We start from the raw sequence: 25,281 nt of genomic DNA on the forward strand, positions 1-25,281 counted from the left end.
GCGACTGCCCGCGAAGGTGTAACCGCCGCGCCATGGATCACAAGCCGGGAACCCGCGCAAATTCTGTTGAGGGCATGCCGTCGCTATTCAGCCGCCTCGGCGTAGTGTGCCGGCACGTAGTTGAGGATGGGGCCAAGCCAGCGCTCGACCTCGGCCAAGGGCATTGCCTTGCGGCGTGCATAATCTTCGACCTGGTCGCGTTCGACCTTGGCGACGCCGAAATAGTAGCTTTCGGGATGCGACAGATAGATCCCCGACACGGACGAGCCCGGCCACATCGCATAGCTTTCGGTCAGGCTCACGCCCGCATTGCCCTCACCGTCAAGCAGCCGGAACAGCGTCGCCTTCTCGGTGTGATCCGGCTGCGCCGGATAGCCGGGCGCCGGACGGATGCCGCGGTAAGGTTCGCCGATCAGCTCGTCGGGCGCCAAGGCTTCGTCGGGAGTATAACCCCAGAATTCCTTGCGCACCTTCTCGTGCATGCGCTCGGCAAAGGCTTCGGCGAAGCGGTCCGCCAGCGCCTTGACCATGATCGACGAATAGTCGTCGTTCGCCCGCTCGAACCGTTCGGCGATCGCCACCTCCTCGATGCCGGCGGTGACGATGAAGCCGCCGATGTAGTCGGGCTTTCCGCTGTCGGCCGGCGCGACAAAATCCGACAGCGCGACATTGGCCTTGCCGTCGCGCTTGGTCAGTTGCTGGCGCAAGGTAAAGAAGGTCGCCAGTTCCTGCGACCGCTTTTCGTCCGTGAACAGCCTGATGTCGTCGCCGACGGCATTGGCCGGCCAGAAGCCGATGACGCCGCGCGGGGCGAACCATTTTTCGGCGATGATCTTTTTCAGCATCGCCTGCGCATCCTCGAACAGCTGGCGCGCGGCGGCGCCTTGCGCCTCGTCTTCGAGAATTTTGGGATAACGGCCCTTCAGCTCCCAGGTCTGGAAGAACGGCGTCCAATCGATGTAGCGCGCGAGTTCGGTGAGATCCCAGTTCTCGAACACCTTGACGCCGGTAAAAGACGGCTTCGGCGGCTCGTAGGCAGACCAGTCGATCCGGTGCGCATTGGCCCTCGCCTTGGCCAGCGGCAGCCGTTGCTTGTCGGCTTCGGAGCGGGCATGTGCATCCGCGACCTTCTTGTATTCGGTGCGCACCGTGTCGACATAGCCGCCCTTGCTCTCGTTCGACAGCAAGGACGACACGACGCCGACCGCCCGGCTGGCGTCGGTGACGTAGACCGTCTGCCCCTTGCTGTAGCGCGGGTGGATCTTCACCGCCGTGTGCACGCGGCTGGTCGTCGCGCCGCCGATCAGCAGCGGAATGTCGAAGCCTTCACGCTCCATCTCGGCGGCCATGTGCACCATTTCATCGAGGGATGGCGTGATCAGGCCGGACAGGCCGATGATGTCGACATTTTGGTCGCGCGCCGTCTGCAGGATTTTCGCTGCCGGCACCATGACGCCGAGATCGATGATCTCGTAATTGTTGCAGGCCAGCACGACGCCGACGATGTTCTTGCCAATATCGTGGACATCGCCCTTCACCGTCGCCATCAGGATCTTGCCCGCGGTCTGGCGTTCGCCATTGTCGATGCCGTTGGCGGCGTTGGCCACCTTCTCGGCCTCCATATGCGGCAGCAGCCCGGCCACCGCCTGCTTCATCACACGCGCCGACTTAACCACCTGCGGCAGGAACATCTTGCCCGCGCCGAACAGGTCGCCGACGACGTTCATGCCGGCCATCAGCGGGCCTTCGATGACATGGAGCGGGCGCTCGGCGGCAAGCCGCGCTTCCTCAGTGTCGGCGTCGATGAATTCGGTGATGCCGTTGACCAGTGCATGGCCGATCCGCTGTTCGACAGTCCATTCGCGCCAGGCGAGATCGCGCTCCTGCGCTTCCTTGCCGGCCGTGCCCTTGAAGCGTTCGGCGATCTCCAGCATGCGTTCGGTGGCGGTGCCGCCGGCCTTGGGCATGCGGTTGAGCACGACATCCTCGCAGGCTTCGCGCAGTGCCGGCTCGATCGTATCGTAGACGGCGAGCTGACCGGCATTGACGATGCCCATGTCCATGCCGCGCTGGATGGCATGGTAGAGGAACACGGCATGCATGGCCTCCCGCACCGGCTCGTTGCCGCGGAACGAGAAGGAGAGGTTCGACACACCGCCGGAAATGTGGACATGCGGCAGCGTCGCGGTGATCTCGCCCGCCGCCTCGATGAAGTCGACGCCGTAATTGTCGTGCTCCTCGATGCCGGTGGCGATGGCGAACACGTTCGGATCGAAGACGATGTCCTCGGGCGGGAAGCCGGCCTGTTCGGTCAAAAGCTTGTAGGCGCGGGTGCATATCTCCACCTTGCGCGCTTTGGTGTCGGCCTGGCCATCCTCGTCGAACGCCATGACGACCACGGCGGCGCCATAAGCGCGCACGAGCCTTGCATGATGCAGGAATGCCGCCTCGCCTTCCTTCATCGAGATGGAGTTGACCAGCGGCTTGCCCTGCACGCATTTCAGGCCAGCCTCGATGATCTCCCATTTGGAACTGTCGACCATGACCGGGACACGGGCGATGTCCGGTTCGGCGGCGATCAGGTTGAGATACTCCACCATCGCCTTCTTCGAATCGATCAGGCCTTCGTCCATATTGATGTCGATGATCTGCGCGCCATTGGCGACCTGGTCGCGCGCCACGTCGAGCGCGGCGACATAGTCACCCGCCGTGATCAGCTTCCTGAACTTGGCCGACCCGGTAACATTGGTGCGCTCGCCTACATTGACGAAGGGAATTTCGTCCGTCAGCGTGAACGGCTCCAACCCGGACAGGCGCATCTTGCGCTCGATGTCGGGAATGGCGCGTGGGGGATACTTTTTCACCGCCTCGGCGATGGCGCGGATGTGCTCGGGCGTCGAACCGCAGCAGCCGCCGACGACATTGACCAGTCCCTCGCGGGCAAACTCCTCGATCTGCGCGGCCATGAAGTCCGGGCTCTCGTCATACCGACCGAATTCATTGGGCAGGCCGGCATTCGGATAGGCGCAGGTGAAGGTGTTGGCGACGCCTGAAATCCCGGCCAGATGCGCGCGCATGGCGTTGGCGCCGAGCGCGCAGTTGAGGCCGATGGTGAACGGGCTGGCGTGGCGCACCGAATGCCAGAAGGCCGTCGGCGTCTGGCCCGACAGCGTGCGGCCGGAGAGGTCCGTGATGGTGCCCGAAATCATCACCGGCAGGCGCACGCCCTTCTCGATGAAGATCTCTTCCGCTGCAAAGATCGCCGCCTTGGCGTTCAGCGTGTCGAAGATGGTCTCTATCAGGATGATGTCGGCGCCACCGTCGATCAGGCCGCGCAGCTGCTCGCCATAGGCGAGGCGCAGATCGTCGAAGGTCACGGCGCGATAGCCGGGATTGTTGACGTCGGGCGACATCGAGGCGGTGCGGTTGGTCGGCCCGAGTGCACCGGCGACAAAGCGGCGCTTGCCGTCCTGCTGCTCGGCCCGAACAGCGGCGCGCCGCACCAGCCGCGCGCCATCGCGGTTCAGCGCGTAGACGGCATCCTCCATGCCGTAATCGGCCTGGGCGATCGAGGTCGAGGAGAAGGTGTTGGTTTCGAGGATATCGGCGCCTGCGATGGCGTATTGATAGTGAATCTCCTCGATCGCCTTCGGCTGCGTCAGGATCAGAAGATCGTTGTTGCCTTGCTGGTGGCAGGCGCAGCCGGCGAAGGCCTCGCCGCGAAACTGGTCCTCGTCAAAGCCGAGGCCCTGGATCTGCGTGCCCATGGCGCCATCGAGGATGAGGATGCGTTCGCGTGCTGCTGCCGTCAGCGCGGCAAGCACTTCCGAGCCGTCCGGTTTTGCCGCGACGGGGCCGAACAAATCGTCCAGCGATGCAGAATTCTGCGACATTTTTTATCCCTTTGGCGACAGGCCTTTTCATGTCACATAAGGATATCTTTATGTCAATATACGGTAGGTGCACGTGATTGTCACCCACCTGTCTCGAAGGCGGGGTCTGTGGCGCCGGTTTTCCGACGGACCTACGCTCTGTCGAAGCTTGCCAGGAAGCGGGCGAAGACCGGATTGAAGCGATCCGGCGAATCCCAGAACGGCGCGTGGCCGGATTTGTCGAGCAGATGGGCCTTGCCTTCCCATAGATTGGAGAATTTCACAGCGGAGACGAAATCGGTGTTGACGAATGGCTCGTCGATGCCGTTCAGAACGGCGATCGGCGGCGTCTTGCCGGCCACGATCTCGCGCTGGTTCCGCCCGGTGCCGGCCGCGAACTTTTCGAACATCAGGCGCCGCGCCCTTCCATCGGTGCGCGCCACCGTGTCGATGAGAAACGGCTCGAACGGCTCGCCGCAGGTGCTGCGCGCATAGGCCTGGACATCCGCGTCAGTGAAGGTTTCCTGCCCGGCAAGGTGCATATGCGGGCTCGGCTTGAAGCCGTTGCCGACCTCCTCGGGCGAGACGGGCGGCGTGCCGGTGATCATCAGGCCAAGCAGGCCGGGAAAGCGGTCGATCATCTCAAGCCCGATATGGCCGCCGAGCGACCAGCCGAAGACGATGGCCTTGTCGATGCCGAGCAGCCCGAGCACTTCGGTCATGGCGTCGGCATAGCCTTCCATTCTGTAGGAACGCTCCGGATCGATCGCATCGGCGGACGCTCCATGGCCGGGCAAGTCGGGAGCGATGAGATGGTAGCGCTCGCCCAACATGCTGTCCAACTGGTTGCGGAAAACGGCGCTGGAAGATGAATTGCCGTGGATCAGCATGACAGCGGTGCCTTCGCCACCGGTCTGGCGAACAGCGATCTTGCCGTGGCTGGTTTCAAGGGTCTTCTGCGAGATCGTCATTGTCCGCTCCGTCGGGAATTGCCCTGTTTTAACGCAGTTGCGCAGCAAAGCGCCACGGCTTCCATACCTTTGCGGGAACCATCTTCCCGGCTAGGTTGCGTTGAAAAATCCTTTTCAAATAAGAACAATTATGCGTAGATTGTCAATTATCCAACTCCCGATGAACGGGAGGAAAACAGGGAACAGCACGATGAAGCCCAAATCCGCCGCAAGTCGAATCCGCCATATGCTGATGAGCACGACGCTGATCGGCATGTTTGCCGTGTCAGGCGCCCCCGCCTTTGCCGAAATCGTCAAGATCGGCCTGCTTGCGCCGCTGACCGGCCCTGCCGCGGCGGACGGCCAGGAATTCCAGCGCGGCGTGCAGATGGCCATCGACGAGGCCAACGCAGCCGGCGGCGTTGCCGGGGATACGTTCGAACTGGTGGTCGGCGACGTCAAGGATCAGTCCGCCGGCAACGTCACCAGCGCGGTCGAGCGCCTGCTTGGCGATCCGGGCGTGCACTTCATGCTGACCGGCTATGCCAGCCTGACCAATTTCGAGATCGACAACATGGCCGAAGCGGAAATGCCTTACATGCTGGCGGCCACCTCGCAGCAGACCAGGGACATCATCGCGCCGAGCCCCGATAAATACATGTGCTGCTGGTCGCTGACGCCTTCCTTCGACGCCTACAACACCGACGTCACCCTGTTCGTCGAGAAGCTCGCGGCCGACGGCAAGATCACCTTGCCGACCAAGAAGGTCGCCATCATCTCGTCCGACAACGCTTATTCGAAGACCATCTCCGAAGGCATGAAGAAGACCTTCAAGGAGAAGGGCTGGACCATCACCGTCGACGAGATCGTGCCCTTCGGCGAAGTGACCGACTGGCGTTCGATCCTCGCCAAGGTGCGCGAGAACGTTCCCGACGTCGTCATCAACACCGACTATCTGCCGGGCAATTCGGCGTCCTTCCTGAACCAGTTCCTCGAGCAGCCGACCAAGAGCCTCGTCTTCCTGCAATACGCACCGAGCGTTCCGGAATTCGTCGAACTGACCGGCAAGAAGTCGGATGGTGTCATCTACAACCTGCTCGGCGGCGCGCTGACGACGCCGAAGAACCCGCGGGCCGACGAGGTGGCAGCCAAGTTCAAGGCAAAATACGGCGTCGAGAGCGGCACCTACGGCATCGGCCTCTACGAAATGACCAATGTCTATTTCGACGCGGTCAAGAAGGTCGGCGGCGCATCCGACCATGCGGCGATCATGAAGGCGCTGTCGGAGACCGACAAGCAGGTCGCCGAAGGGCGGCTGAAATTCGATCCCACCACCCACCTTGCCACACAGGGCGACGACTACATCCCGATCACCTTCTTCCAGATTTGGGACGGCCAGCGCACGCTGATCTCTCCGGAGAAATACGCCACCGGCGCCTTCAAGCTCCAGCCCTGGATGAAGTAGGGAATGGCCCTGCTTGAACTGGACGACGTGTCGAAGGCCTTCGGTTCGCTGAAGGCCGTCGACGGCGTGTCGTTCAAGGTCGAGGCCGGCGAGATCTTCGGTATCGCCGGCCCGAACGGCAGCGGCAAGAGCACGCTGTTCAACATCATCACCGGCATCCCGTTCGGCCCCGACCGGGGCAACATCCGCTTTGACGGCATTGCCATAAACGGCAAATCGGGACACGCCATCGCGCGCCTCGGCCTCGCCCGCACGTTTCAGCGCGAGACCAGCTTCGACGGGCTGACCGTGTTCGAGAACGCGCTGATCGGCGCCAGTTACGGCAAGCAGGAAAAGACAGCGGCCACGGCCCGCAATGCCGCCGCCGAGGCGCTGGAGTTCGTCGGTCTGGGATCTCAGTCGTTCGGCCGGCTTGCCGGCGAATTATCCGTGTTCGAGCGCAAATGCCTGATGCTTGCCACCGCGATTGCCATGCAGCCGCGCATGCTCTTGCTCGACGAGCCGGCATCGAGCCTGACCAAGCCCGAGATCGAGACGTCGATCGGCCTGATCCGCCGCACCGCCGAGCGCGGCATCACCATCCTTCTGATCGAGCACGTGCTGACCTTCCTGATGAGCCTTTCGCAGCATCTGCTGGTGCTCAACAATGGCCGTGTCCTGGCCGCCGGCGATCCGGCAGGCGTAATCGCCGATCCGCGCGTCATCGAAGCCTACCTCGGCACGAGGAGGTCGGCGGCGTGAACCCCATTCTCAGCGTCGAAGGCGTCACCGCCGGCTATGGCCGCGTCACCGTGCTGCACGATATCTCGCTGGAGGCCGGCCGTTTCGGCAATGTCGGCCTGTTCGGCCCCAACGGCCATGGCAAGACGACGCTGCTGCGCGCAGTCTCCGGGCTGCTGCAGCCGAAGAGCGGCCGCATCCTGTTCGACGGGCAAGACATTGCCGGCCGCAGCGCACGCGCCATCGTCGGCGCCGGCCTGATCCATGTGCCGCAAGGCAACCGGCTGTTTCCCGATCTCTCGATCGCCGACTGCATGGCGCTCGGAGCCTATTCGCCGCGGGCCCGGCCGCATGAGGCGGAGAACCGCGAGAAGGTGATCAAGCTGTTTCCGAAACTGGCGGAACGCTGGCGCCAGCGCGTGCGCACATTGTCGGGCGGCGAGCGCCAGATGGTGTCGATCGGCACCGCGCTGATGAGCCATCCGCGCCTGCTGATCCTCGACGAGCCGACGCTGGGGCTGGCACCCAAGATCAAGGACGAACTCTGCGCCTCCGTCATGGACATTTCGCGCGGCGGCGTGCCGCTGATCGTCGTCGAGCAGGATATCGAATTTCTGCTGGAACTGACGCAGCAACTCTACCTCGTCAACCATGGCGCCGTTGCGACCGAGATCAAGCCGGGCGAAAGCCTCGACCACGGCGAGATCATGTCGATGTATTTTGGCCATTAGGAAAATCCGAAGATGAGCGCATTGGCGGAAATCCTGTTCGGCGGCCTGTTCCAGGGCTCGCTCTACGCCATGATGGCGGTTGGGCTCGCTCTCGTCTGGACGACGATCGGCGTGTTCAATTTCAGCCATGGCGTGTTCATGATGCTGGGCGCCTACATCGCCTGGCAGCTGGTCGAACTCGGCCTGCCGGCGGCGGTCGCCTTTCCCATCGCCGTCGTCGTCATGGCCGGCGTCGGCTGGATCCTGCAGGCGAGCGTCGTGCGGCCGCTGATCGGCCGACCCAACATCGTGCTGGTCGTCGTCATCACCACGCTGGCAGCCGGGTCGCTGATCGAGAACGGCGCGCTGACCATCTGGGGACCGCGCTCGAAGCAGATCCCGGCGCTGATCGCCGGCAACACCACCATCGGCGGCGTCGGCGTCTCCCTGCACCAGATCGCCATCATCGTCATCACGCCGCTGATCCTGACCGCACTTTGGATGTTCCTCAACCGCACGCGGCTCGGGCTGGCGCTGCGCGCCGTGGCGCAAAACGAAGATGCCAGCCACCTTGTCGGGCTGAACGTCACCGCGCTCTATGGGCTGGCCTTCGCCATCGCCGCTTCGCTCGCCGGGCTCGCCGGCATCTTCATGGGCGGCTACCGTTTCATGTCGCCGGTGATGGGCAGCGACCCGCTGCTCAAGGCGCTGATCGTCGTCGTCTTCGGCGGCATATCGAGCATATCGGGCCCGATCTTCGCCGCCTATCTGATCGGCTTCTTCGAGGCAGCCTGCAGCTATTATTTCGGCTTGTACTGGACGCCGGCGCTGCTGTTCGGCGTGCTCATCCTGACCCTGATGGTGCGCCCCGAGGGCATCTTCGCCAGCCGCTCCCGAGGCCTAGCATGACCGACACGACATCGCTGATCGCGCCTGGCCACGCCGAGGCGGCAACCCCGATCGCTCCAGGCCGCACGCCGTGGAAGCAGGAGGCCATCGGCTTCGTGCTCGGCTTCGCGCTGCTGGCGCTGCTGCCGCTGATCTTCGGTGACACCTATGCCCGCCACATCCTGATCATGGCCTTCATCTATGCGATCGTCGCCTCGAACTGGGATCTTAGCCTCGGCTATGGCGGCGTTTTCAATTTCGGCCATCTGGCGCTGTTCGGCATCGGCGTCTATGCCTACAGCCTGCTGACCAAGCTGGCCGAATTCGACCCGTGGATCGCGCTGTTTGCCAGCGGTGTCATCGCCACGCTGGCGGCGATCCTTGTGACCATCCCGATCCTGCGGCTGAAGGGCATCTACATCATCCTGGTCACTTTCGGCTTCGCGCAGCTGGTCATGCAGGTGATCATCAGCCAGTCCGCCATCACCGGCGGCACGCAAGGGCTGGTGCGCATTCCCGGACTTTACGTGTTCGACCACAATATGGTCCGTGACGGCAAGTCAGCCTATTTCTACATCGCGCTGGCGCTGCTGGTGGCGAGCACGCTGTTCCTGCGCGTGTTCGTGCGCTCACGCGCCGGGGCCAGTATCGTCGCCTTGCGCGACAATGAGGAATACGCCGTCAGCCGCGGCGTCTCGATCGTCCGCCAGCGCATGCTGACGCTTGCCGCGAGCGCCTTCTTCACCGGCATCGCCGGCGCCTTCTACGCCGCCTACCAGCGCAATGCCTCGATCGACGTCTTCGGCATGAGCCTGGCGACCATCATCCTGTCGATGGTGCTGCTCGGCGGCACCAGCACCATTTACGGCGCCATCATCGCTTCGTTCGTGCTGACGATCTTCGCCGAATGGATGGCCGATTTCGGTGCGTGGCGGCCGATGATCACGGCGGTGCTGATCATCGGCGTGATGCTGGCCTACCCGAGCGGCCTGGTCGGCATGATCAAGGCTTCATGGGGCGCCGTCGCCGGACGCCTGAAACGCCCGGCCTGACCGTTTCGGAATAGCGGCTCCGCCTCAGCGGATGCCGCACCAGTCGATGACCGAAGCAGCGATCACCTTGGCGGTCTCGACCACCGATTCGACCTCGACATATTCGTCGGAACCGTGAAAACCGTCGCCCGACGGGCCGAAGATGACACCGTCGACGCCGGCGCCGGCATAGTGCGCGGCATCGCACACAGCGACGAAGCCGCGCGCCTGCGGCGCCTTGCCGACCATGGCCTTGCGCTTCATCAGCGAGGTCACCAGCGGATGATCGACCGGGGTGTTCATCGGCGGGAAATACAGCCCGCCGAGCTCCCATTGGATCGCAGGCGGGTTGTCGCGCAGCCACGCATCGGTCTGGGCGAAATGGTGGACGAACGTCTCGAAATCGCGGCGGTAGTCGGCCGAGTTCTCATCGGGCAGGAATTTCATGTCGAGATCGAGCACCGCGACGTCGGGAATGATGGCCGGGTTGGTCATGACGGTCGGCAGGCCGTGTTCGCCAAGGCCGGTGCCGCCATGCATGACGCCGATGTTGATCGTGTTCATACCGAGCGGCAGCAATGGATGCGATTTCGCCCGCGTCCGGTCCAGTTCATACTGGCGCACGGCGGCGATGAAGCGAGCGGCGATCTCGATGGCGTTGACGCCCGGCTCGAGCCGGTCCTTGTCGTGGCGCTGCGGATAAATCTCGTTGTAGCGCAGCGCCGAATGGGCGTTGCGGCCGCGGATCGTCACCCGCGCCCATTCGAGCCCGCCTTCGACGGGCAGGACATCGCCCCAGGTCGGTTCGGCGACCAGCACCGCCTTGGCGAGCTTGCCCTTCTTCACCGCGTCCATGGCGCCGAAGCCGCCGGCTTCCTCGTCGACGACGGAATGGATGGCCAGCCGGCCCTGCAGCGTGATGCCCGCCTTGCGGATCGCATGTGCTGCGGCGACGCAAGCGGCGACGCCGCCCTTCATGTCGACGGCGCCGCGGCCATAAAGGCGGCCATTGGTGATCTCGCCGCCGAACGGATCCACCGACCAGTCCTTCATCGCGCCGACCGGCACGACGTCGATGTGGCCGCACAGGATCAGGCTGCGGTCCTCGTCTCCCGCCCATTCGCCGACCAGATTGGGCCGGCCGGGCAAGGCATCCCATTGCTCGGTCTTGAACCCGTCCTGCCTGAGGATCGGTTCGAGCAGCGCCTGGACATCCGCCTCGCGGTTGATCGCCGGGTTGGGCTCGAATTTGGGGTTGACCGAAGGGATGCGAACCATGTCGCGGGTCAGGCCGATCAACCAGTCGCGATCGGTCTCGATCTCAGCCTGCACGGCATCGATGATGGTCTGGTTGTCGGGCATTGTCGCTTCCTTCTCTGCGTCGCGGCGCTTTGCAATCGCTGCACTGGGCGCAACGACACTATTTCCTTGTGGTTTTGGATTTGGCGGCGTCGTCGGCCGATGACGACAGGGCGGTATCGAGCGTGACCGCATTGGCGCTGCGGATCCTTTCGATGTCCTCGATGCGCTTGCGCACCCCGGCGCCGTGGCTCTCCAGCGCGTGGGCAAACACGGTTTCCATCTGGGCAACGGCCGTCGCCAGCGTGTCGAACGGCGAGTTGGCGTCGATCGCGGCGACCATGGTCAGGTCCGCTATGTCAGATATCGGCGACAGCCAGACATCGGTGAACAGCAGGATGGAGACGCCGCGCTCCTTGGCCTGCTGGGCAAAGCTCACCACGTCCGACTGGTAACGCCGGTAGTCGAACACGACGAGGAGGTCGCGCTTGCCAAGGTCGATCAACAGGTCGAAATCGGCGGGGCTCAACGAACCGATGTCGCGCACGCCGGAGCGGAACTGCAGGAGGTAGCCGGCCAGCATGGAGGCGATATGCCGGCTGAACCGGCCGCCCAGCAGCACGACCTGGCCCTTGCTCTCCAGCAGCATGTTGACGGCGCGCGTGTAGGCCTGCACCGGCACTGCCGTGCGGGTGCGCTCCAGGCTGTCTGAAACCGAATGGAAATAGGTAAGTGCGGTGCCTTCGCTGGAGCCGCCCGGACGCTTGGCCTCCATCATCAAAAGCGGCGAATGCAGCCTGGATTCGACTTCGGTGAGCAGGCGTGCCTGGAAGTCGGCAAAGCCGACATAGCCAAGCTTGGTCATCAGCCGCGTCACGCTCGGGTCGCTGACGCCGGCGCGCCGTGCCAGCCGGGTCGCGGTGCCCAGCCCCGACATCGGATAATCGGCGAGCAGGACCTGGACGATCTTCTCTTCCGCGGAGGTGAACGCCACGGTCGTATTGGCCAGTTCTTCGCGGATCGACATTGTCATCGCCTATCGTCGACGGAAAGACAATTATCTTACAATTTCGCACATGTTTGTCAAATTTGGAACTTTTCTTACAGAACCATCGAGAGTTCGGCATGACTTGCAATCCCATGACAGCCAAGCCAGTCGTGCAACACATCCACGTCGGCTCGAACGAGGGCTTGCGTCTATCTGAAGCTGGCGATGGGCAGGAACTTGACCGCTGAACCGGTGAAGCGTCGGTGATCGGAGGTCTGTCCTCGCGGCTGGAATCCATCGAGATAGATGTGCTCCGGCGCTGTGCGGATGAGATTGGCGGCAATGACGGACGCCGCCGCAGGGCTAGCTCCGCCGGCGATGCCACGACCCGTCTCAATCAGCCGGCCGGACAACGCTGCCGGCACGATGACCGCGGTGGCTTCGGGATCGAGATTTGGCTGGACACGGTCGGCCTTCGGGCTGGTCCTGACGCGATCTTCGGGCTTCGATTGGGCAACCGAGACCCGCTGGCCGGCCAACCCATTGTGGCCGTCATCGGCGTGGTTCAAGGCCAGCAAGGCAGCGACCGCATCGCCGGCTTTGTCTGCTTCAGGCTGGCGCATCGGGCTTGTCAAGCTTTCCGGTCGCCATGTCGGCAACGGGATGTTGAGCGCCACAAGGTCCGGCGCGCCGCTCGCGGGGCCGGCATCCGACTTGCCCGAGGGAATTTCAGCATCGGTTGCCGCTGGATTGGCCAGTTCGGCCCGCGCCGTGGAAGCGTTGGCTGTTGCAAGTTGCGCGATTTGCGGGGTCGGAATGCTGGTCGTTGGCCCGGTGCGCGGGGCGAAGGCTGGCAGCGGCACTGAGCCCGGCGCCATCGCCATGACGATCGCTTCAGGCGTCTTTCCTTCCGGCCCAATCGACGATTCTTCGACCCGATCGACGGAAGCCATCTGGATGTCAGCGCGCTGGGCATCCTGCGGCGGCACGATCGCGATGCCGGCGGGCCTGGGTTCAACGGACTTGGCCGGCTTGCGTGGCGCCGGCACCGCTTCGGCGACATCATCGGTCTCGTCCGCGCCGCGCCCGCCCAAAAGCGTCGCCAGCAGGCCGCGCGGCCTGCGTTGGCCGCCGTCGGCACTTGCCAGGTCGATGTTGGGCGCGCCGGTGCCCTTGCGCGACTTGTAGGCGGCAAACGCCTGCCCATAACCGGGCAGCGGTTTGCCGTCGCTCGGCACATGCAGCGTATTGCCGTTCGGGAATACCCTTGCGAGTTCCTGGCGGCTGATGCCAGGCCAATGCCGCACATTGCCGACATCCATATGTATGAAAGGCGAGCCGGAGGTCGGGTAATAGCCTACGCCGCCGCCCTGCATCTTGAGGCCGATGTCGCGCAGCTTCTTCAGCGGCACATCCGGCAGGAAGAAGTCCATCGCGCGGCCAACCATGTGTTGGCTTTCCCGAGCCACGCCCTTCGAGCGGCTGCGCAGCATGGCGTTCGTCGCTGGCGACCGATAGGCGCTGACCACGTGAATATAGGCTGTCGAGCCGCTGGCGCGATAGGCCTGCCAGACAAGATCGAGCAGGCGCGGATCCATCTTCGTCGGTTCGTTGCGACGCCAGTCGCGCAGCATCAAATTGATCTTCTTCAATCCCGCCGGATCATAGCGCCCATTGCGCTTGAACACGATTTCAGCCTTCTCGCCCGTATGGAGATGTTGAATCTTCAAAGCACGCGTCTCCGCGAACGCGCCGGTAACGAACAGACATAAGAACGCTGCCATGATGGCCGGCAGTGTCCAAAGACGGGAAGCACCGGGGGCGTTTTGCACGTTTTCGCTCACGTTCATGCCTTGCACGTTCTTTTGTTTCGGGCGGTTTTAGGTTCCGCCCAGATCAGGAGCCTTTCGGCCCTCTTCCTGACAAGCATGGACTTGACCGACGCAGACGGGCATCCATGCCACAATACGTCATGTCGATGAACAGCATCTTGGTTAACGAATCGTGTCTTGCCGGGAATGCGCTTCGGCTGGAGTTGCCTGTGGCAGCCATTTTCTGGAGCAATGCACCGCTGATGAGGTCCGCCAGCACGACGGCCGCGCCGTTCCCGTGTAGCCGCCTCGCCCTTGCAAATGCAGAGGACGAATGTGCGGCAACAAGGATGTTGGAAACTGGTGCTGCGAGAGAGGATTGAACTCTCGACCTCTCCCTTACCAAGGGAGTGCTCTACCACTGAGCTACCGCAGCCGCTGATGGCGGGGCTTCTGCCATATCGAACCGGCAAGCGCAAGGCCAAGCGCAACGCTTCTGTGAAAGCCTTTGCCGGATAGCTTTTAATGACATGGGGGCGCCACAATGTTGGCTATCCCTGAATGGCGGGCTGGCTGCTCACGGGCCAGAGCGGGACAATGGATGACAAGGCAATTCCAGTGAAAAAGGATGGTCCACCGAATAACAGCGCAACAATCCGCAAGGATCGGCTGGCAGAGCAATTGCGCGCCAATCTGCAGAAGCGCAAGGCGCAGTCACGCTCGCGGCGCACCGGAGATGCAGATCAACGGCCGGACGGGCTCGCTGCATCGAAGGCAATACAAAAAGATTAACTCAAATCGGCCACTCTTGGCCCGGGGTGGGCGAAATCCCATTTCTTGAACCAGCGTAATTCTTGAACCAGATCGGCCAATGGTCTAGACGGGCCGCTACTCAAACGATTGAACCGGCCCTGTTTGGCCGAGAGGGACTTTCTTCCATGGATCGCATCAGAATTGTCGGGGGCAACCAGCTCTCCGGAAGCATTCCGATCTCGGGCGCGAAAAACGCGGCGTTGCCTTTGATGATCGCCTCGCTTTTGACCGACGACACGCTGACGCTGGAAAACGTGCCGCATCTGGCCGATGTCGAGCAACTGATCCGCATCCTGGGCAACCACGGCGTCGATTATTCGGTCAATGGCCGCCGCGAGAAGCAGAATGAGGGCTATTCGCGCACCATCAACTTCTCCGCCCGCAACATCGTCGACACCACAGCGCCCTACGAGCTGGTGTCGAAGATGCGCGCCTCGTTCTGGGTGATCGGCCCGCTGCTGGCCCGCATGGGCGAAGCAAAAGTGTCGCTGCCGGGCGGTTGCGCCATCGGCACGCGGCCGGTCGATCTGTTCCTCGAGGGCCTGCAGGCGCTGGGTGCCGACATCGACGTCGACACCGGCTATGTCATCGCCAAGACAAGGAATGGCCGCCTTGTCGGCAACCGCTATATCTTCCCGAAGGTCTCGGTCGGCGCCACCCATGTGCTGATGATGGCCGCGGCGCTCGCCAAGGGCGAGACGGTGCTGGAAAACGCGGCTTGCGAGCCCGAGATCGTCAACCTCGCCGAGTGCCTCAATGCCATGGGTGCGAAGATTTCCGGCGCCGGCACGCCGACAATCACCATCGACGGCGTCGAATCGCTCTCCGGTGCGCGCGTACGCGTCATTCCCGACCGCATCGAGACCGGCACCTATGCCATGGCCGTCGCCATGACCGGCGGCGACGTCGTGCTCGAAGGTGCGCGTCCGGATCTGCTGCAGACCGCACTGGACGTGATCGCCCAGACGGGTGCGGAGATCACGCCGACCAATTCCGGCATTCGTGTGAGGCGCAACGGCGCCGGCATTGCGCCGGTCGACGTGACGACGGCGCCGTTTCCGGCCTTCCCGACCGATTTGCAGGCGCAGTTCATGGGCCTGATGACGATGGCCAAGGGCAAGTCGCGCATCACCGAGACGATCTTCGAGAACCGCTTCATGCATGTGCAGGAACTGGCGCGGCTCGGCGCTCACATCACGCTTTCGGGCCAGACGGCGATCGTCGACGGCGTGCCGAAACTGAAGGGCGCGCCGGTCATGGCGACCGATCTTCGCGCCTCTGTCTCGCTGGTCATCGCCGGCCTGGCGGCGGAAGGCGAGACGACGGTCAACCGCGTCTACCATCTCGACCGCGGCTTCGAGCGGCTGGAAGAAAAGCTATCCAACTGCGGCGCGGTGATCGAGCGGATTTCCGCATAGGCCAATCGCAAGGCCTCGCGGTGCGGTTGCGCGGACGGGAAAGACCGCCTAACAGAAGGTTCAGTTATCAACCTTCAGGTGCGAAATCCGCATGACTGCCCTTAAGCTTATCGCGCTCGACGATCAGGATCTGAGCATCGTTTCGGCCCATGTCCAGGATGCCGTGATGAAGGTCAGCGACCTCGAATTCCTGCCTGCGGCCAAGCGTTTCCTGCTGACCATGAACCGTTTCGTCTGGGAGGCCAAATCCGGCCTGTTTCGCCAGCACAATGAGCGGCGGCAGGCGGTGCTGCATTTCGACCGGGTGCTCGGCGCCAAGACCAACGGCATCGCCCGCGACAAGCCCAATGAGGTCCTGTCGCTGCTGGCGATCAGCTTCATCGAGATCAGCAAGCCGGCGGGCATCGTCGAGCTGATCTTTGCCGGCGGCGGCACGATCATGCTCGACGTCGAATGCATCGAGGCGCGCCTTGCCGATATTGGCGGGGCGTGGGAAGCCACCTCGCGCCCCATCCACAAGGCCTGAGCGTCCGATGGCCATCAAGCTTCGTCAGTCCGACGCCGATTTCGAGCAGCGTTTCGCCGCCTTCCTGTTGACCAAGCGGGAAGTGTCCGCCGACGTCGATGCCGCGGTGTGCGCCATCATCGCGCGCGTGCGCGCCGAGGGCGACGCGGCGCTGATCGATTACACCAGGAAATTCGACCATGCCGACCTGAAAAGCCTCGGTATTGCGATTTCGAAGGACGATATCGCCCAGGCCTACAAGGCCGCCGACCCAAAGACGATCGAGGCGCTGGAATTCGCGCGCGACCGCATCCGCTCCCATCACGAACGGCAGCGGCCGAAGGACGATCGCTATACGGATGCCGCCGGCGTCGAGCTCGGCTGGCGCTGGACGGCGGTCGAGGCCGTCGGGCTCTATGTGCCGGGCGGCACGGCGAGCTATCCGAGCTCGGTGTTGATGAACGCCGTGCCGGCCAGAGTGGCCGGCGTCGAGCGCATCGCCATGGTCGTGCCGGCGCCGGGTGGCATCATCAATCCGCTGGTGCTGGTGGCTGCCGATATCGCTGGCGTGTCGGAAATCTACCGCGTCGGCGGCGCGCAGGCCATCGCAGCCCTTGCCTACGGCACCCAGACTATAAAGCCGGTCGCCAAGATCGTCGGCCCGGGCAACGCCTATGTCGCGGCTGCCAAGCGCCAGGTGTTCGGCACCGTCGGCATCGACATGATCGCCGGGCCGTCGGAAGTGCTCGTCGTGGCCGACGGCAGCAATGATCCGGACTGGATCGCCGCCGACCTGCTGGCCCAGGCCGAGCACGACACGTCGGCGCAATCGATCCTGGTCACCGACGATCCGGCCTTCGGCATCGCTGTCGAACAAGCGGTCGAGCGCCAGTTGCAGAGCCTGCCGCGGGCCGAGACGGCAGCGGCGAGCTGGCGCGATTTTGGCGCCGTGATCGAGGTCGCCACCATCGACGCCGCGCTGCCGCTGGTCGACCGCATCGCCGCCGAACATGTCGAACTTGCCATCGACGACGCCGAGGGCTTCCTGTCGCGGATGCGCAATGCCGGTGCGGTCTTTCTCGGCCGCCACACGCCGGAAGCCATCGGCGACTATGTCGGCGGCTCCAACCATGTGCTGCCGACGGCACGCTCGGCGCGCTTCTCGTCGGGCCTGTCGGTGCTCGATTTCGTCAAGCGCACGTCGATCCTCAAGCTTGGACCGGAGCAGTTGCGTATCTTGGCGCCGGCGGCGATTGCGCTCGCCAAGGCGGAAGGCCTTGAGGCGCATGGACGCTCCGTCGCCATACGGTTGAACATGTAGGCGGCGATGTCTGGCCCCGATCAAACCCGCGCCAGGCTGATCGATGTCGAACTCGATGAATCGATCGGCCGGTCGACACCCGATGTCGAGCATGAACGCGCGGTGGCGATCTTCGACCTGATCGAGGAGAACAGTTTTCAGCCCGTCAATGACAGCGGCGACGGCCCTTACCGGCTGAAACTGTCGCTGGCCGAGCAGCGCCTGGTGTTTGCCGTGGCGCGCGAGGATGGCACCGCCGTCGTCACTCATATCCTGTCGCTGACGCCGCTGAGGCGCATCGTCAAGGATTACTATATGATCTGCGAAAGCTACTACGACGCCATCCGTTCCTCGACGCCGAGCCACATCGAGGCGATCGACATGGGCCGCCGCGGCCTGCACAATGAAGGTTCGCAGACGCTGATGGACCGGCTATCCGGCAAGATCGACATAGACTTCGATACGGCGCGCCGGCTGTTCACGCTGGTCTGCGTACTGCACTGGCGGGGCTAGCCCTGGCACCCGGCGCCCTGCCCCGTTCGATCCTGTTCCTGTGCGGCATGAATGCCGTGCGCTCGCCAATGGCAGAGCAGCTGGCGCGCCGCATGCTGCCCGCGGCCATCTTTGTCGCTTCGGCCGGCGTTCGCGCCGGCGAGCGCGATCCGTTCGTCGATGCGGTGCTTGCCGAGGAAGGCCTGTCGTTGGGCGAGCGTCACCCACGGACCATGGACGATCTCGAGGACGATTATTTCGACCTCATCGTCACGCTGGCGCCGGAAGCGCACCACGCCGCACTTGAACTCACCCGCTCGCTCGCTGTCGAGGTCGAATACTGGCCGACGCCGGACCCGACCGACGCCGCCGGCACGCGCGAACAGATCATGGCGGCCTACCGGGACGTGCGCGAGCGCCTGAAAGCGCGGATCGGGCGTCGATTCACACCTCCGGAGGCCGCCGATTAAGCGTGTTCACAAGCGGACGATTATCATATAGGTTCCGCCGAAATTCCGGCCAGGGCGCTGGAACTACCATCCAAGCAAAGGTATCGAATGCCGAAGGAAGAAGTCCTCGAGTTTCCGGGTGTCGTGACGGAATTGTTGCCGAACGCGATGTTCCGGGTAAAGCTCGAAAACGAACACGAAATCATCGCCCATACGGCCGGCCGCATGCGCAAGAACCGCATCCGCGTGCTGACCGGCGACAAGGTTCTGGTCGAGATGACGCCATACGACCTGACCAAGGGCCGCATCACCTATCGTTTCAAGTAAGCAAAGCCCGACTGGTCCGCGATGAGCATTTTGCAGAAGCTGGTGCTTGCCTCGGGTTCGCCGCGCCGAATCGAGCTCTTGCAGCAGGCCGGCATCGAGCCGGACCGCGTGCTGCCGGCCGATGTCGACGAAACGCCGCTGCGTGCAGAGCATCCGCGCTCGCTGGCCAAGCGGCTGTCGAAGGAAAAGGCCGAGAAGGCGTTCGCGTCGCTGAAAACCGAAGCCGACTACACGCCGGGCTTCGTGCTGGCCGCGGATACGGTCGTCGCCGTCGGGCGGCGCATCCTGCCCAAGGCAGAAACCCTCGACGACGCCGCCAACTGCCTCGGGCTGTTGTCGGGCCGTTCGCACCGGGTCTATTCCGGCATCTGCCTGATCACCCCGGGCGGCAAGCTGCGTCAGCGGCTGGTCGAGACGCGGGTGCGCTTCAAGCGGCTGCCGCGCGAGGAGATCGACGCCTATGTCGCGTCGGGCGAATGGCGCGGCAAAGCGGGTGGTTACGCCGTCCAGGGCCTCGCTGGTGCCTTCGTCGTCAAGCTGGTCGGTTCCTACACCAATATCGTCGGGCTGCCGCTCTATGAGACCGTGGCGCTGTTGAGCGGCGAGGGCTTCAAGGTGCATGGCGGCTGGCTGGCGGGACCCCGGCTGTGAATTCCGACTCCAAGGTCACACCCTTGCGCCCGAAGCGCCCCTGCCCCGAATGCGGCAAGCCCTCGGCGCGCGACACCTTTCCGTTCTGCTCGACGCGCTGCAAGGACATCGACCTCAACCGCTGGCTGAAGGGCGCCTATGTCATCAAGGCCCGCGATGACGAGGAAGAGACGGACCCCGACGCTCCGAATTAAGGCTGGGCGCCGCCGATCAGGCGGCGGCCTCGTTCTTGCGCTTCAAGCGCGCCCAGGCAGGCAGCCATTCACCATGAGCAGCCAAGAGATCATCGACCAGTGACCAGATCTGGTCGAGATCGAGTTCGGCCGCGGTGTGCGGATCCATCATCGCCGCATGGTAGATGTGTTCGCGGTTCTCGCTCATCAGCGCCCGCACCGTCAGTTCCTGCACGTTGATGTTGGTGCGGATCAGCGCGGTCAATTGCGGCGGCAGGTCACCGATATAGGTCGGCTGGATGCCGGAGGCATCGACCAGGCACGGCACTTCGGCGGCGCAATCCCGGGGCAGCGAGGTGATGCAGCCATTGTTGCGGACGTTGCCGTAGATCACCGAGGGTTCGCCCGTCCACACCGAATTCATGATCGATGAGGCATATTCCCGGGACTGCTCGACCTCGATGCGATCGGCCGAGCGATAGGCCTCAGCCTGTCCCTTCCAGCGCTCGATCTGTTCGATGCAGCGCTTGGGATACTCATCCAGCGGGATGCCGTACTTCTCGATCAGGTCCGGGCGGCCTTCCTTGATGAAATAGGGCGTGTATTCGGCGAAATGTTCCGAGCTCTCGGTGACGAAATAGCCGAGCCTGGTCAGCATCTCGTAGCGCACCTTGTTGGGGCAGCGCGGGTTCCAGCCGGGCTTGGGCGCGCGGCCTTCGCGATAGGCGCGCACGAGATCGGGGTAGAGGTCGCGGTACGAACCGTCCGGCTGGCGATGCTCGAAGCTGAGATAGAAGGCCATGTGGTTGATGCCGGCCGAGCGATAGCGGATCTCTTCGTAGGGAAGGTCGAGATCGTGCGCCAGCTCCATTGCCGTGCCCTGCACGGAATGGCAGAGACCGACCTGCCTGATGTCAGGGTATTTCTCCGCTATCGCCCAGGTGTTGATCGCCATCGGGTTGACATATTGCAGCATGATCGCCTGCGGGCAGACGGCGAGCATATCTTCGCAGACCTTCCAAAGATGTGGCACGGTTCTCAAACCGCGCATGATGCCGCCGACGCCCAGCGTGTCGGCGATCGTCTGGCGCAGGCCGTATTTCTTCGGCACCTCGAAGTCGGTGACCGTGCAGGGCTCATAGCCGCCGATCTGGAAGGCGACGACGACGAAATCGGCGTCGGCCAGCGCCTTGCGCTGGTCCGAATGGGTCTCGGTCTTCGCCTTGACGCCCAACGTCGCGATCAGCTTGTTGACGACAATGGCGCTCTCTTCCAGCCGTTGCGGATTGATGTCCATCAGCGCGATCGTCGCGCCGGAAAGCGACGGGCGCTGCAGCACGTCGCCGACAATGTTCTTCATGAACACCGTCGAGCCGGCGCCGATGAACGTGATCTTGGGATTTCTTGCCATGCTAACCTCCGGCATATGTTCAGGCCACGTCGAAAGCGGCCCTGACGAGCCGTTCGGTGTAGGCGGTCTTGGGATTGGACAGGACGTCGTCGACGGGGCCCTGCTCGACGATCTTGCCGTTCTGCATGACGATGACGCGGTGGCACAGTGCGCGCACCACCTTGAGGTCGTGCGAGATGAAGAGGTAGCTGAGGCCGCGCTCGTCCTGCAGCTTGCGCAGGAGGTCGATAATCTGCGCCTGGACGGAGAGGTCGAGCGCCGATGTCGGCTCGTCGAGCAGGATGAATTCGGGTTCGAGCGCTATGGCGCGAGCGATGGCGATGCGCTGCCGCTGGCCGCCGGAGAATTCATGCGGAAACCGCGACAGTATATCGCCCGGCATGCCGGCGCTGACCAGCGCGTCGCGCACCCGTTCGACCCGCTCGCGCCGCGTCGCCCCTATGCTGTTGACGATCAGCCCTTCCTCGATGATCTGGCCGATCGTCATGCGCGGGTTGAGCGAGGAGAACGGATCCTGGAAGACGATCTGCATGCGCGAGCGCAGCGGCCGCATCTCGGCACGCGATAGGCCGTGGATCGGCTTGCCGTCGAAATGGATCTCGCCGCGCTTGGCGTCGATCAACCGGAGCAAGGCCTGGCCGAAGGTGGTCTTGCCGGAGCCGGATTCGCCGACCAGCCCCAGCGTCTCATGGCGACAGAGTTTCAGGCCGAGATCGTCGACGGCGACCAGCTCTCGCCAGTCCGGTTTCAGGAAGGTGCCGTGGCGCAGCATGAATGAGACGCGCACGCCGCTGGCCTCCAGGATGGTGCCGCAGCCCTCCGGCAGCGGCTTCGGCTGCCCCTGCGGCTCGGAAGCGAGCAGCCGTCTCGTATAGGGGTGCTGGGGGTTGGCGAACAGCCGTTCGGTGACGTTGTGCTCGCACATTTCGCCATGCTGCATGACATAGACGTAGTCGGAGAACTGGCGCACCACGGTCAGGTCGTGGGTGATCAGGATCACCGCCATGCGCAGCTCTTTCTGCAGGCTGCGGATCAGGTTCAGGATCTGCGCCTGGACGGTGACATCGAGCGCTGTGGTCGGCTCATCGGCGATCAGCACATCGGGATTGTTGGCCAGCGCCATGGCGATCATCACCCGCTGACGTTGCCCGCCCGATAGCTGGTGCGGGTATTGCTTGAGCCGCGCGGCGGGATCGGGAATCTGCACATGCTGCAGAAGTTCCAGTGCGCGCGCCCAGGCCTGCTTGCGGCTGACTTTGCGATGCACCCGGATCGCCTCGACGATCTGGCTGCCGACCGTATAGATCGGGTTGAGCGAGCTCATCGGCTCCTGGAAGATCATCGAGATGCGGTTGCCGCGCAGCTTGCGCCGGGCGCTCTCGGGAAATTTCAGGATGTTTTGCCCGTCATAACAGACGCTCGACCCGGGCGACACCGTGGCGCGCCGCGACAGAAGGCCCATGACGGTGCGCGCCGTCACCGACTTGCCCGAACCGGATTCGCCAACGATGGCGATCGTCTCGCCGCGATAGAGCTGAAACGAGATGTCCTTGACCGCGTCGACGACGCCATGCTCGACCTTGAAGGCCACGGCGACGTTGCGGGCGTCGATGATCGGCTGGCTCTGGCGTCCGTCATGGTCGTGACGGACGATGGGTGCGAAGGATTCGGCGAGCGCGACGGACATCTCAGGCACCTCAATAAGGGTCGACGGCGTCGCGCAGGCCGTCGCCCAGCGCGTTGAAGGCAAAGACGGTGACGAGCACGAAACCGACCGGCGACAGGATCCAGGGATAAGTGCCGATGACGGAATAGGTCGCGGTGTCCTGCAGCATCAGACCCCACGAGATCAGCGGCGGCTTGACGGCGAAGCCGAGGAAACCGAGGAAGGATTCGAGCAGCACCACCGTCGGGATCGCCAGCGTCACGGCGACGATCACGTGGCTCATCACATTGGGGAAGATGTGCTGCATGATGATGCGCCGGTCGGTGGCGCCGACCGCCATGGCGGCGCGCACATACTCGATCCGCGCCAGCGCCAAAGTCTTGCCGCGCACCTCGCGAGACATCTGCGCCCAACCCAAGGCCGACATGACGATGATGACGAAAGCGAGGAAGACGTTGGTGGGAGCGGTGACCGGGATCAGCGTCGTCAGCGCCAAATAGAGCGGCAGCTGCGGGAAGGCGAGCACCAGTTCGACGAAGCGCTGCATCCAGACATCGAACCTGCCGCCAAAATAGCCGGAGACCATGCCGACGGTGGTGCCGATGACGGTGATGATGAAGACGACCGTCAGCGCGATCATCAACGAGACGCGCGAGCCATGGATGGCGCGCGACAACACGTCACGACCAAACTTGTCGGTGCCCAGGAAATGCACCGGCTGGCCGTCCAGCGAGCCGAACAGATGCCGGTCCGCCGGCAACAGCCCGAAGAGCTTGTAAGGCGCGCCATGCACGAAGAAACCAAGCAGCCTTGGATGATCGTAGTCGGGACCGACGACGGGCTGGAAAGTGACCGGATCGAGGTCCGCCGAATCGGCCAGCGCATAGACCCTCGGCCGCGCGACGAAACCGCCATCTCTGTCATGGAAAACAGGCACCTGCGGAGGCGCGAAGCCGACATCCGTCACCTTCGGGTCCATTGGCGCGATGAACTCGGCGAACACGGCCATCACCAGCAGCAGCACGACGAGCCAGAGCCCGGCCATGCCGGTCCAGGAGCGCTTCAGCCGGCGCCAGACAAGGGCGAGGTAGCTTTCGTTACCGCGCGCCGGTTTGGCTACGATGCGACCTTCGGCCGGCAGCGGTGGAGGGGATGGATCGCGCGCCAGCATCTCAGCGCTCCCCGAACTGGCGCACGCGCGGATCGAGCAGGACGAGCAGCATGTCGGCGATGATGTTGCCGACGATCAGCGTCGCCGACAGCACCATCATGAAGGTGGCGGTGACATAGACATCGCCGACAGCCATGGAGCCGACGATCGCCGGGCCGACAGTCGGCAGCGCGAAGATGATCGCCGTCTCGATTTCGCCGGTCAACATGTAAGGCAGCACCACACCCTGATACATGATGAGCGGGTGCAGTGCGTTAGGCACGGCGTGGCGCATGACGACGGCGGCGCCGGTCAGCCCCTTGGCCCTTGCCGTCTCGACATATTGCGCGTTCAGCGTATCGAGCAGATTGCCGCGCATGACGCGCATATTGTAGGCGAGCCCGCCGAAAGTCGCGATCGCCACCACCGGCCAGACATGCTTGACCAGATCGACGAATTTGGCCCACGACCACGGCGCGCCCCCATATTGCGGCGAGAAGAATGAGCCGATCTCCGACACGTTGAATTGGAAGACCAGGAGATAGACGATGATCAACGCCATCAGGAAGCGCGGCACCGTCATGCCGAGGAAGGAGATGGCCGACAGCGCCGAGTCGATCCAGGTGTATTGCCGGGTCGCCGCCCATATGCCGAATGTTATGCCCAGCACCGAAGCCAGCAGATGGCAGACCAGCGCCAGGAGAAGCGTGCGCGGCAGGCGCTCGCCGACCACGTCGGCGACCGGTTTGTTGTAATAGAGGCTGTAGCCGAAATCGCCTCGGGTGACGATGCCGCCGATCCAATTGAGATACTGGAGGGGAAGCGGCTTATCGAGACCATGCTCGATGCGGTAGGCCTTTGCCTGCGCGTCGGCCTCGGCGAAGGAGGCTCCACCCTGGTTGATCGCCTGCGAGCGGATGTAGTCGGCATAATCGCCCGGCGGCGCCTGGATGATGGCAAATGTGGCCAGGCTCAAAATGGCGAGGACCGGGATTGCCGACGCTATTCGCGTGAGCAGGAATCGCAGCATGGACGGTTCGTTTCCTCGTCTCGCCGATCGCGCCCTTGGTTGCGTCCGGAGGTTGGTTTGTCCGGCCCCGGCACCCGCGCGGCCCGGGGGGGGGGACGTAGGGGGGGTAACCTAATTAAACGGGCCCGAGGCTGCGGGGGTTCGGGGCCGGAGTTGGGGGGA

23 protein-coding genes and 1 tRNA gene are annotated in these 25,281 nt (G+C 63.6%); 14 read left to right on the forward strand and 10 right to left on the reverse strand.

The window, feature by feature from the left end:
* Positions 1-83: 83 nt before the first annotated feature.
* Together metH and NKJ37_RS28855 are read right to left on the reverse strand one after the other, a co-directional pair.
* Complete coding sequence (gene metH / locus NKJ37_RS28850; RefSeq protein ID WP_352776069.1) at positions 84-3,893, reverse strand: methionine synthase; 3,810 nt, start codon at positions 3,891-3,893, stop codon at positions 84-86.
* 131 nt (positions 3,894-4,024) lie between these two features.
* A complete protein-coding gene (locus NKJ37_RS28855) occupies positions 4,025-4,843 on the reverse strand; it encodes an alpha/beta fold hydrolase (RefSeq protein ID WP_352776071.1) in 819 nt (272 codons plus the stop codon).
* A 190-nt stretch (positions 4,844-5,033) separates the two neighbouring features.
* Here NKJ37_RS28855 and NKJ37_RS28860 point away from each other — a divergent pair, with 190 nt between their 5' ends.
* From NKJ37_RS28860 to NKJ37_RS28880, 5 genes are read left to right on the forward strand one after another with little or no spacing between them, the layout of a single operon-like run.
* Positions 5,034-6,287 carry an ABC transporter substrate-binding protein gene (locus NKJ37_RS28860; protein WP_352776073.1) on the forward strand — a complete coding sequence of 418 codons (1,254 nt, stop codon included), beginning with the start codon at positions 5,034-5,036 and terminating at the stop codon, positions 6,285-6,287.
* Between the two features lie 3 nt (positions 6,288-6,290).
* The gene (locus tag NKJ37_RS28865) at positions 6,291-7,028 is read left to right on the forward strand and encodes an ABC transporter ATP-binding protein (RefSeq protein WP_352441062.1); all 738 of its coding nucleotides are present in this window, start codon (positions 6,291-6,293) and stop codon (positions 7,026-7,028) included.
* Positions 7,025-7,738, forward strand: coding sequence for an ABC transporter ATP-binding protein (locus tag NKJ37_RS28870; protein WP_127269236.1), 714 nt, complete (start codon positions 7,025-7,027; stop codon positions 7,736-7,738). Before NKJ37_RS28865 ends, NKJ37_RS28870 begins: the two co-directional genes overlap by 4 nt.
* A gap of 12 nt (positions 7,739-7,750) precedes the next feature.
* Positions 7,751-8,626, forward strand: a complete 876-nt coding sequence (locus NKJ37_RS28875; RefSeq protein WP_352441064.1) for a branched-chain amino acid ABC transporter permease — start codon at positions 7,751-7,753, stop codon at positions 8,624-8,626.
* A complete protein-coding gene (locus NKJ37_RS28880) occupies positions 8,623-9,657 on the forward strand; it encodes a branched-chain amino acid ABC transporter permease (RefSeq protein ID WP_352441065.1) in 1,035 nt (344 codons plus the stop codon). Before NKJ37_RS28875 ends, NKJ37_RS28880 begins: the two co-directional genes overlap by 4 nt.
* Positions 9,658-9,681: 24 nt before the next feature.
* Here NKJ37_RS28880 and NKJ37_RS28885 read toward each other — a convergent pair whose 3' ends face one another.
* The 4 genes from NKJ37_RS28885 to NKJ37_RS28900 all read right to left on the reverse strand — a co-directional run bounded on the left by NKJ37_RS28885 (position 9,682) and on the right by NKJ37_RS28900 (position 14,170).
* Positions 9,682-10,998, reverse strand: a complete 1,317-nt coding sequence (locus NKJ37_RS28885) for a M20 family metallopeptidase (RefSeq protein ID WP_352441067.1) — start codon at positions 10,996-10,998, stop codon at positions 9,682-9,684.
* A 58-nt stretch (positions 10,999-11,056) separates the two neighbouring features.
* Positions 11,057-11,962, reverse strand: coding sequence for a MurR/RpiR family transcriptional regulator (locus NKJ37_RS28890; RefSeq protein WP_128302676.1), 906 nt, complete (start codon positions 11,960-11,962; stop codon positions 11,057-11,059).
* A gap of 170 nt (positions 11,963-12,132) precedes the next feature.
* Positions 12,133-13,773, reverse strand: coding sequence for a peptidoglycan L,D-endopeptidase MepK (locus tag NKJ37_RS28895; protein ID WP_502895929.1), 1,641 nt, complete (start codon positions 13,771-13,773; stop codon positions 12,133-12,135).
* 322 nt (positions 13,774-14,095) lie between these two features.
* Positions 14,096-14,170, reverse strand: a tRNA-Thr gene (locus NKJ37_RS28900).
* Positions 14,171-14,331: 161 nt separating this feature from the next.
* Here NKJ37_RS28900 and NKJ37_RS28905 point away from each other — a divergent pair.
* From NKJ37_RS28905 to yacG, 9 genes are all read left to right on the forward strand, one after another.
* On the forward strand, positions 14,332-14,526 hold the full coding sequence (locus NKJ37_RS28905; protein WP_352776074.1) for a hypothetical protein: 195 nt from the start codon (positions 14,332-14,334) through the stop codon (positions 14,524-14,526).
* 146 nt (positions 14,527-14,672) lie between these two features.
* Positions 14,673-15,965 (forward strand): UDP-N-acetylglucosamine 1-carboxyvinyltransferase, encoded by a 1,293-nt coding sequence (murA, locus tag NKJ37_RS28910; protein ID WP_023809257.1) that lies wholly within the window; start codon positions 14,673-14,675, stop codon positions 15,963-15,965.
* 91 nt (positions 15,966-16,056) lie between these two features.
* Positions 16,057-16,491, forward strand: coding sequence for a DUF2948 family protein (locus tag NKJ37_RS28915; protein ID WP_023809258.1), 435 nt, complete (start codon positions 16,057-16,059; stop codon positions 16,489-16,491).
* Positions 16,492-16,498: 7 nt separating this feature from the next.
* On the forward strand, positions 16,499-17,791 hold the full coding sequence (gene hisD, locus NKJ37_RS28920) for a histidinol dehydrogenase (protein WP_352776075.1): 1,293 nt from the start codon (positions 16,499-16,501) through the stop codon (positions 17,789-17,791).
* 6 nt (positions 17,792-17,797) lie between these two features.
* Positions 17,798-18,283: a UPF0262 family protein gene (locus NKJ37_RS28925; protein ID WP_013530198.1), complete on the forward strand. Its 486-nt coding sequence runs from the start codon at positions 17,798-17,800 to the stop codon at positions 18,281-18,283.
* Complete coding sequence (locus tag NKJ37_RS28930; protein WP_081734750.1) at positions 18,271-18,732, forward strand: arsenate-mycothiol transferase ArsC; 462 nt, start codon at positions 18,271-18,273, stop codon at positions 18,730-18,732. Before NKJ37_RS28925 ends, NKJ37_RS28930 begins: the two co-directional genes overlap by 13 nt.
* Before the next feature lie 87 nt (positions 18,733-18,819).
* Positions 18,820-19,038, forward strand: coding sequence for a translation initiation factor IF-1 (gene infA, locus NKJ37_RS28935; protein ID WP_006200926.1), 219 nt, complete (start codon positions 18,820-18,822; stop codon positions 19,036-19,038).
* A 21-nt stretch (positions 19,039-19,059) separates the two neighbouring features.
* A complete protein-coding gene (locus NKJ37_RS28940; protein ID WP_352776076.1) occupies positions 19,060-19,689 on the forward strand; it encodes a Maf-like protein in 630 nt (209 codons plus the stop codon).
* Positions 19,686-19,883 carry a DNA gyrase inhibitor YacG gene (yacG, locus tag NKJ37_RS28945; protein WP_023809262.1) on the forward strand — a complete coding sequence of 66 codons (198 nt, stop codon included), beginning with the start codon at positions 19,686-19,688 and terminating at the stop codon, positions 19,881-19,883. The genes NKJ37_RS28940 and yacG overlap by 4 nt, the downstream gene beginning before the upstream one ends.
* 16 nt (positions 19,884-19,899) lie before the next feature.
* Here yacG and NKJ37_RS28950 read toward each other — a convergent pair whose 3' ends face one another.
* The 4 genes from NKJ37_RS28950 to NKJ37_RS28965 are packed head-to-tail and all read right to left on the reverse strand — an operon-like array spanning position 19,900 to position 25,119.
* Positions 19,900-21,273 (reverse strand): alpha-glucosidase/alpha-galactosidase, encoded by a 1,374-nt coding sequence (locus NKJ37_RS28950; protein ID WP_352776077.1) that lies wholly within the window; start codon positions 21,271-21,273, stop codon positions 19,900-19,902.
* A 19-nt stretch (positions 21,274-21,292) separates the two neighbouring features.
* A complete protein-coding gene (locus tag NKJ37_RS28955; protein ID WP_352776078.1) occupies positions 21,293-22,960 on the reverse strand; it encodes an ABC transporter ATP-binding protein in 1,668 nt (555 codons plus the stop codon).
* Positions 22,961-22,970: 10 nt separating this feature from the next.
* Complete coding sequence (locus tag NKJ37_RS28960) at positions 22,971-24,110, reverse strand: ABC transporter permease (RefSeq protein WP_128302683.1); 1,140 nt, start codon at positions 24,108-24,110, stop codon at positions 22,971-22,973.
* Position 24,111: 1 nt separating this feature from the next.
* On the reverse strand, positions 24,112-25,119 hold the full coding sequence (locus NKJ37_RS28965; RefSeq protein WP_127296635.1) for an ABC transporter permease: 1,008 nt from the start codon (positions 25,117-25,119) through the stop codon (positions 24,112-24,114).
* Positions 25,120-25,281 lie beyond the last annotated feature (162 nt).

The sequence above is a fragment of the Mesorhizobium sp. M0140 genome (genome assembly GCF_040322475.1).
Taxonomy (GTDB): Bacteria; Pseudomonadota; Alphaproteobacteria; order Rhizobiales; family Rhizobiaceae; genus Mesorhizobium.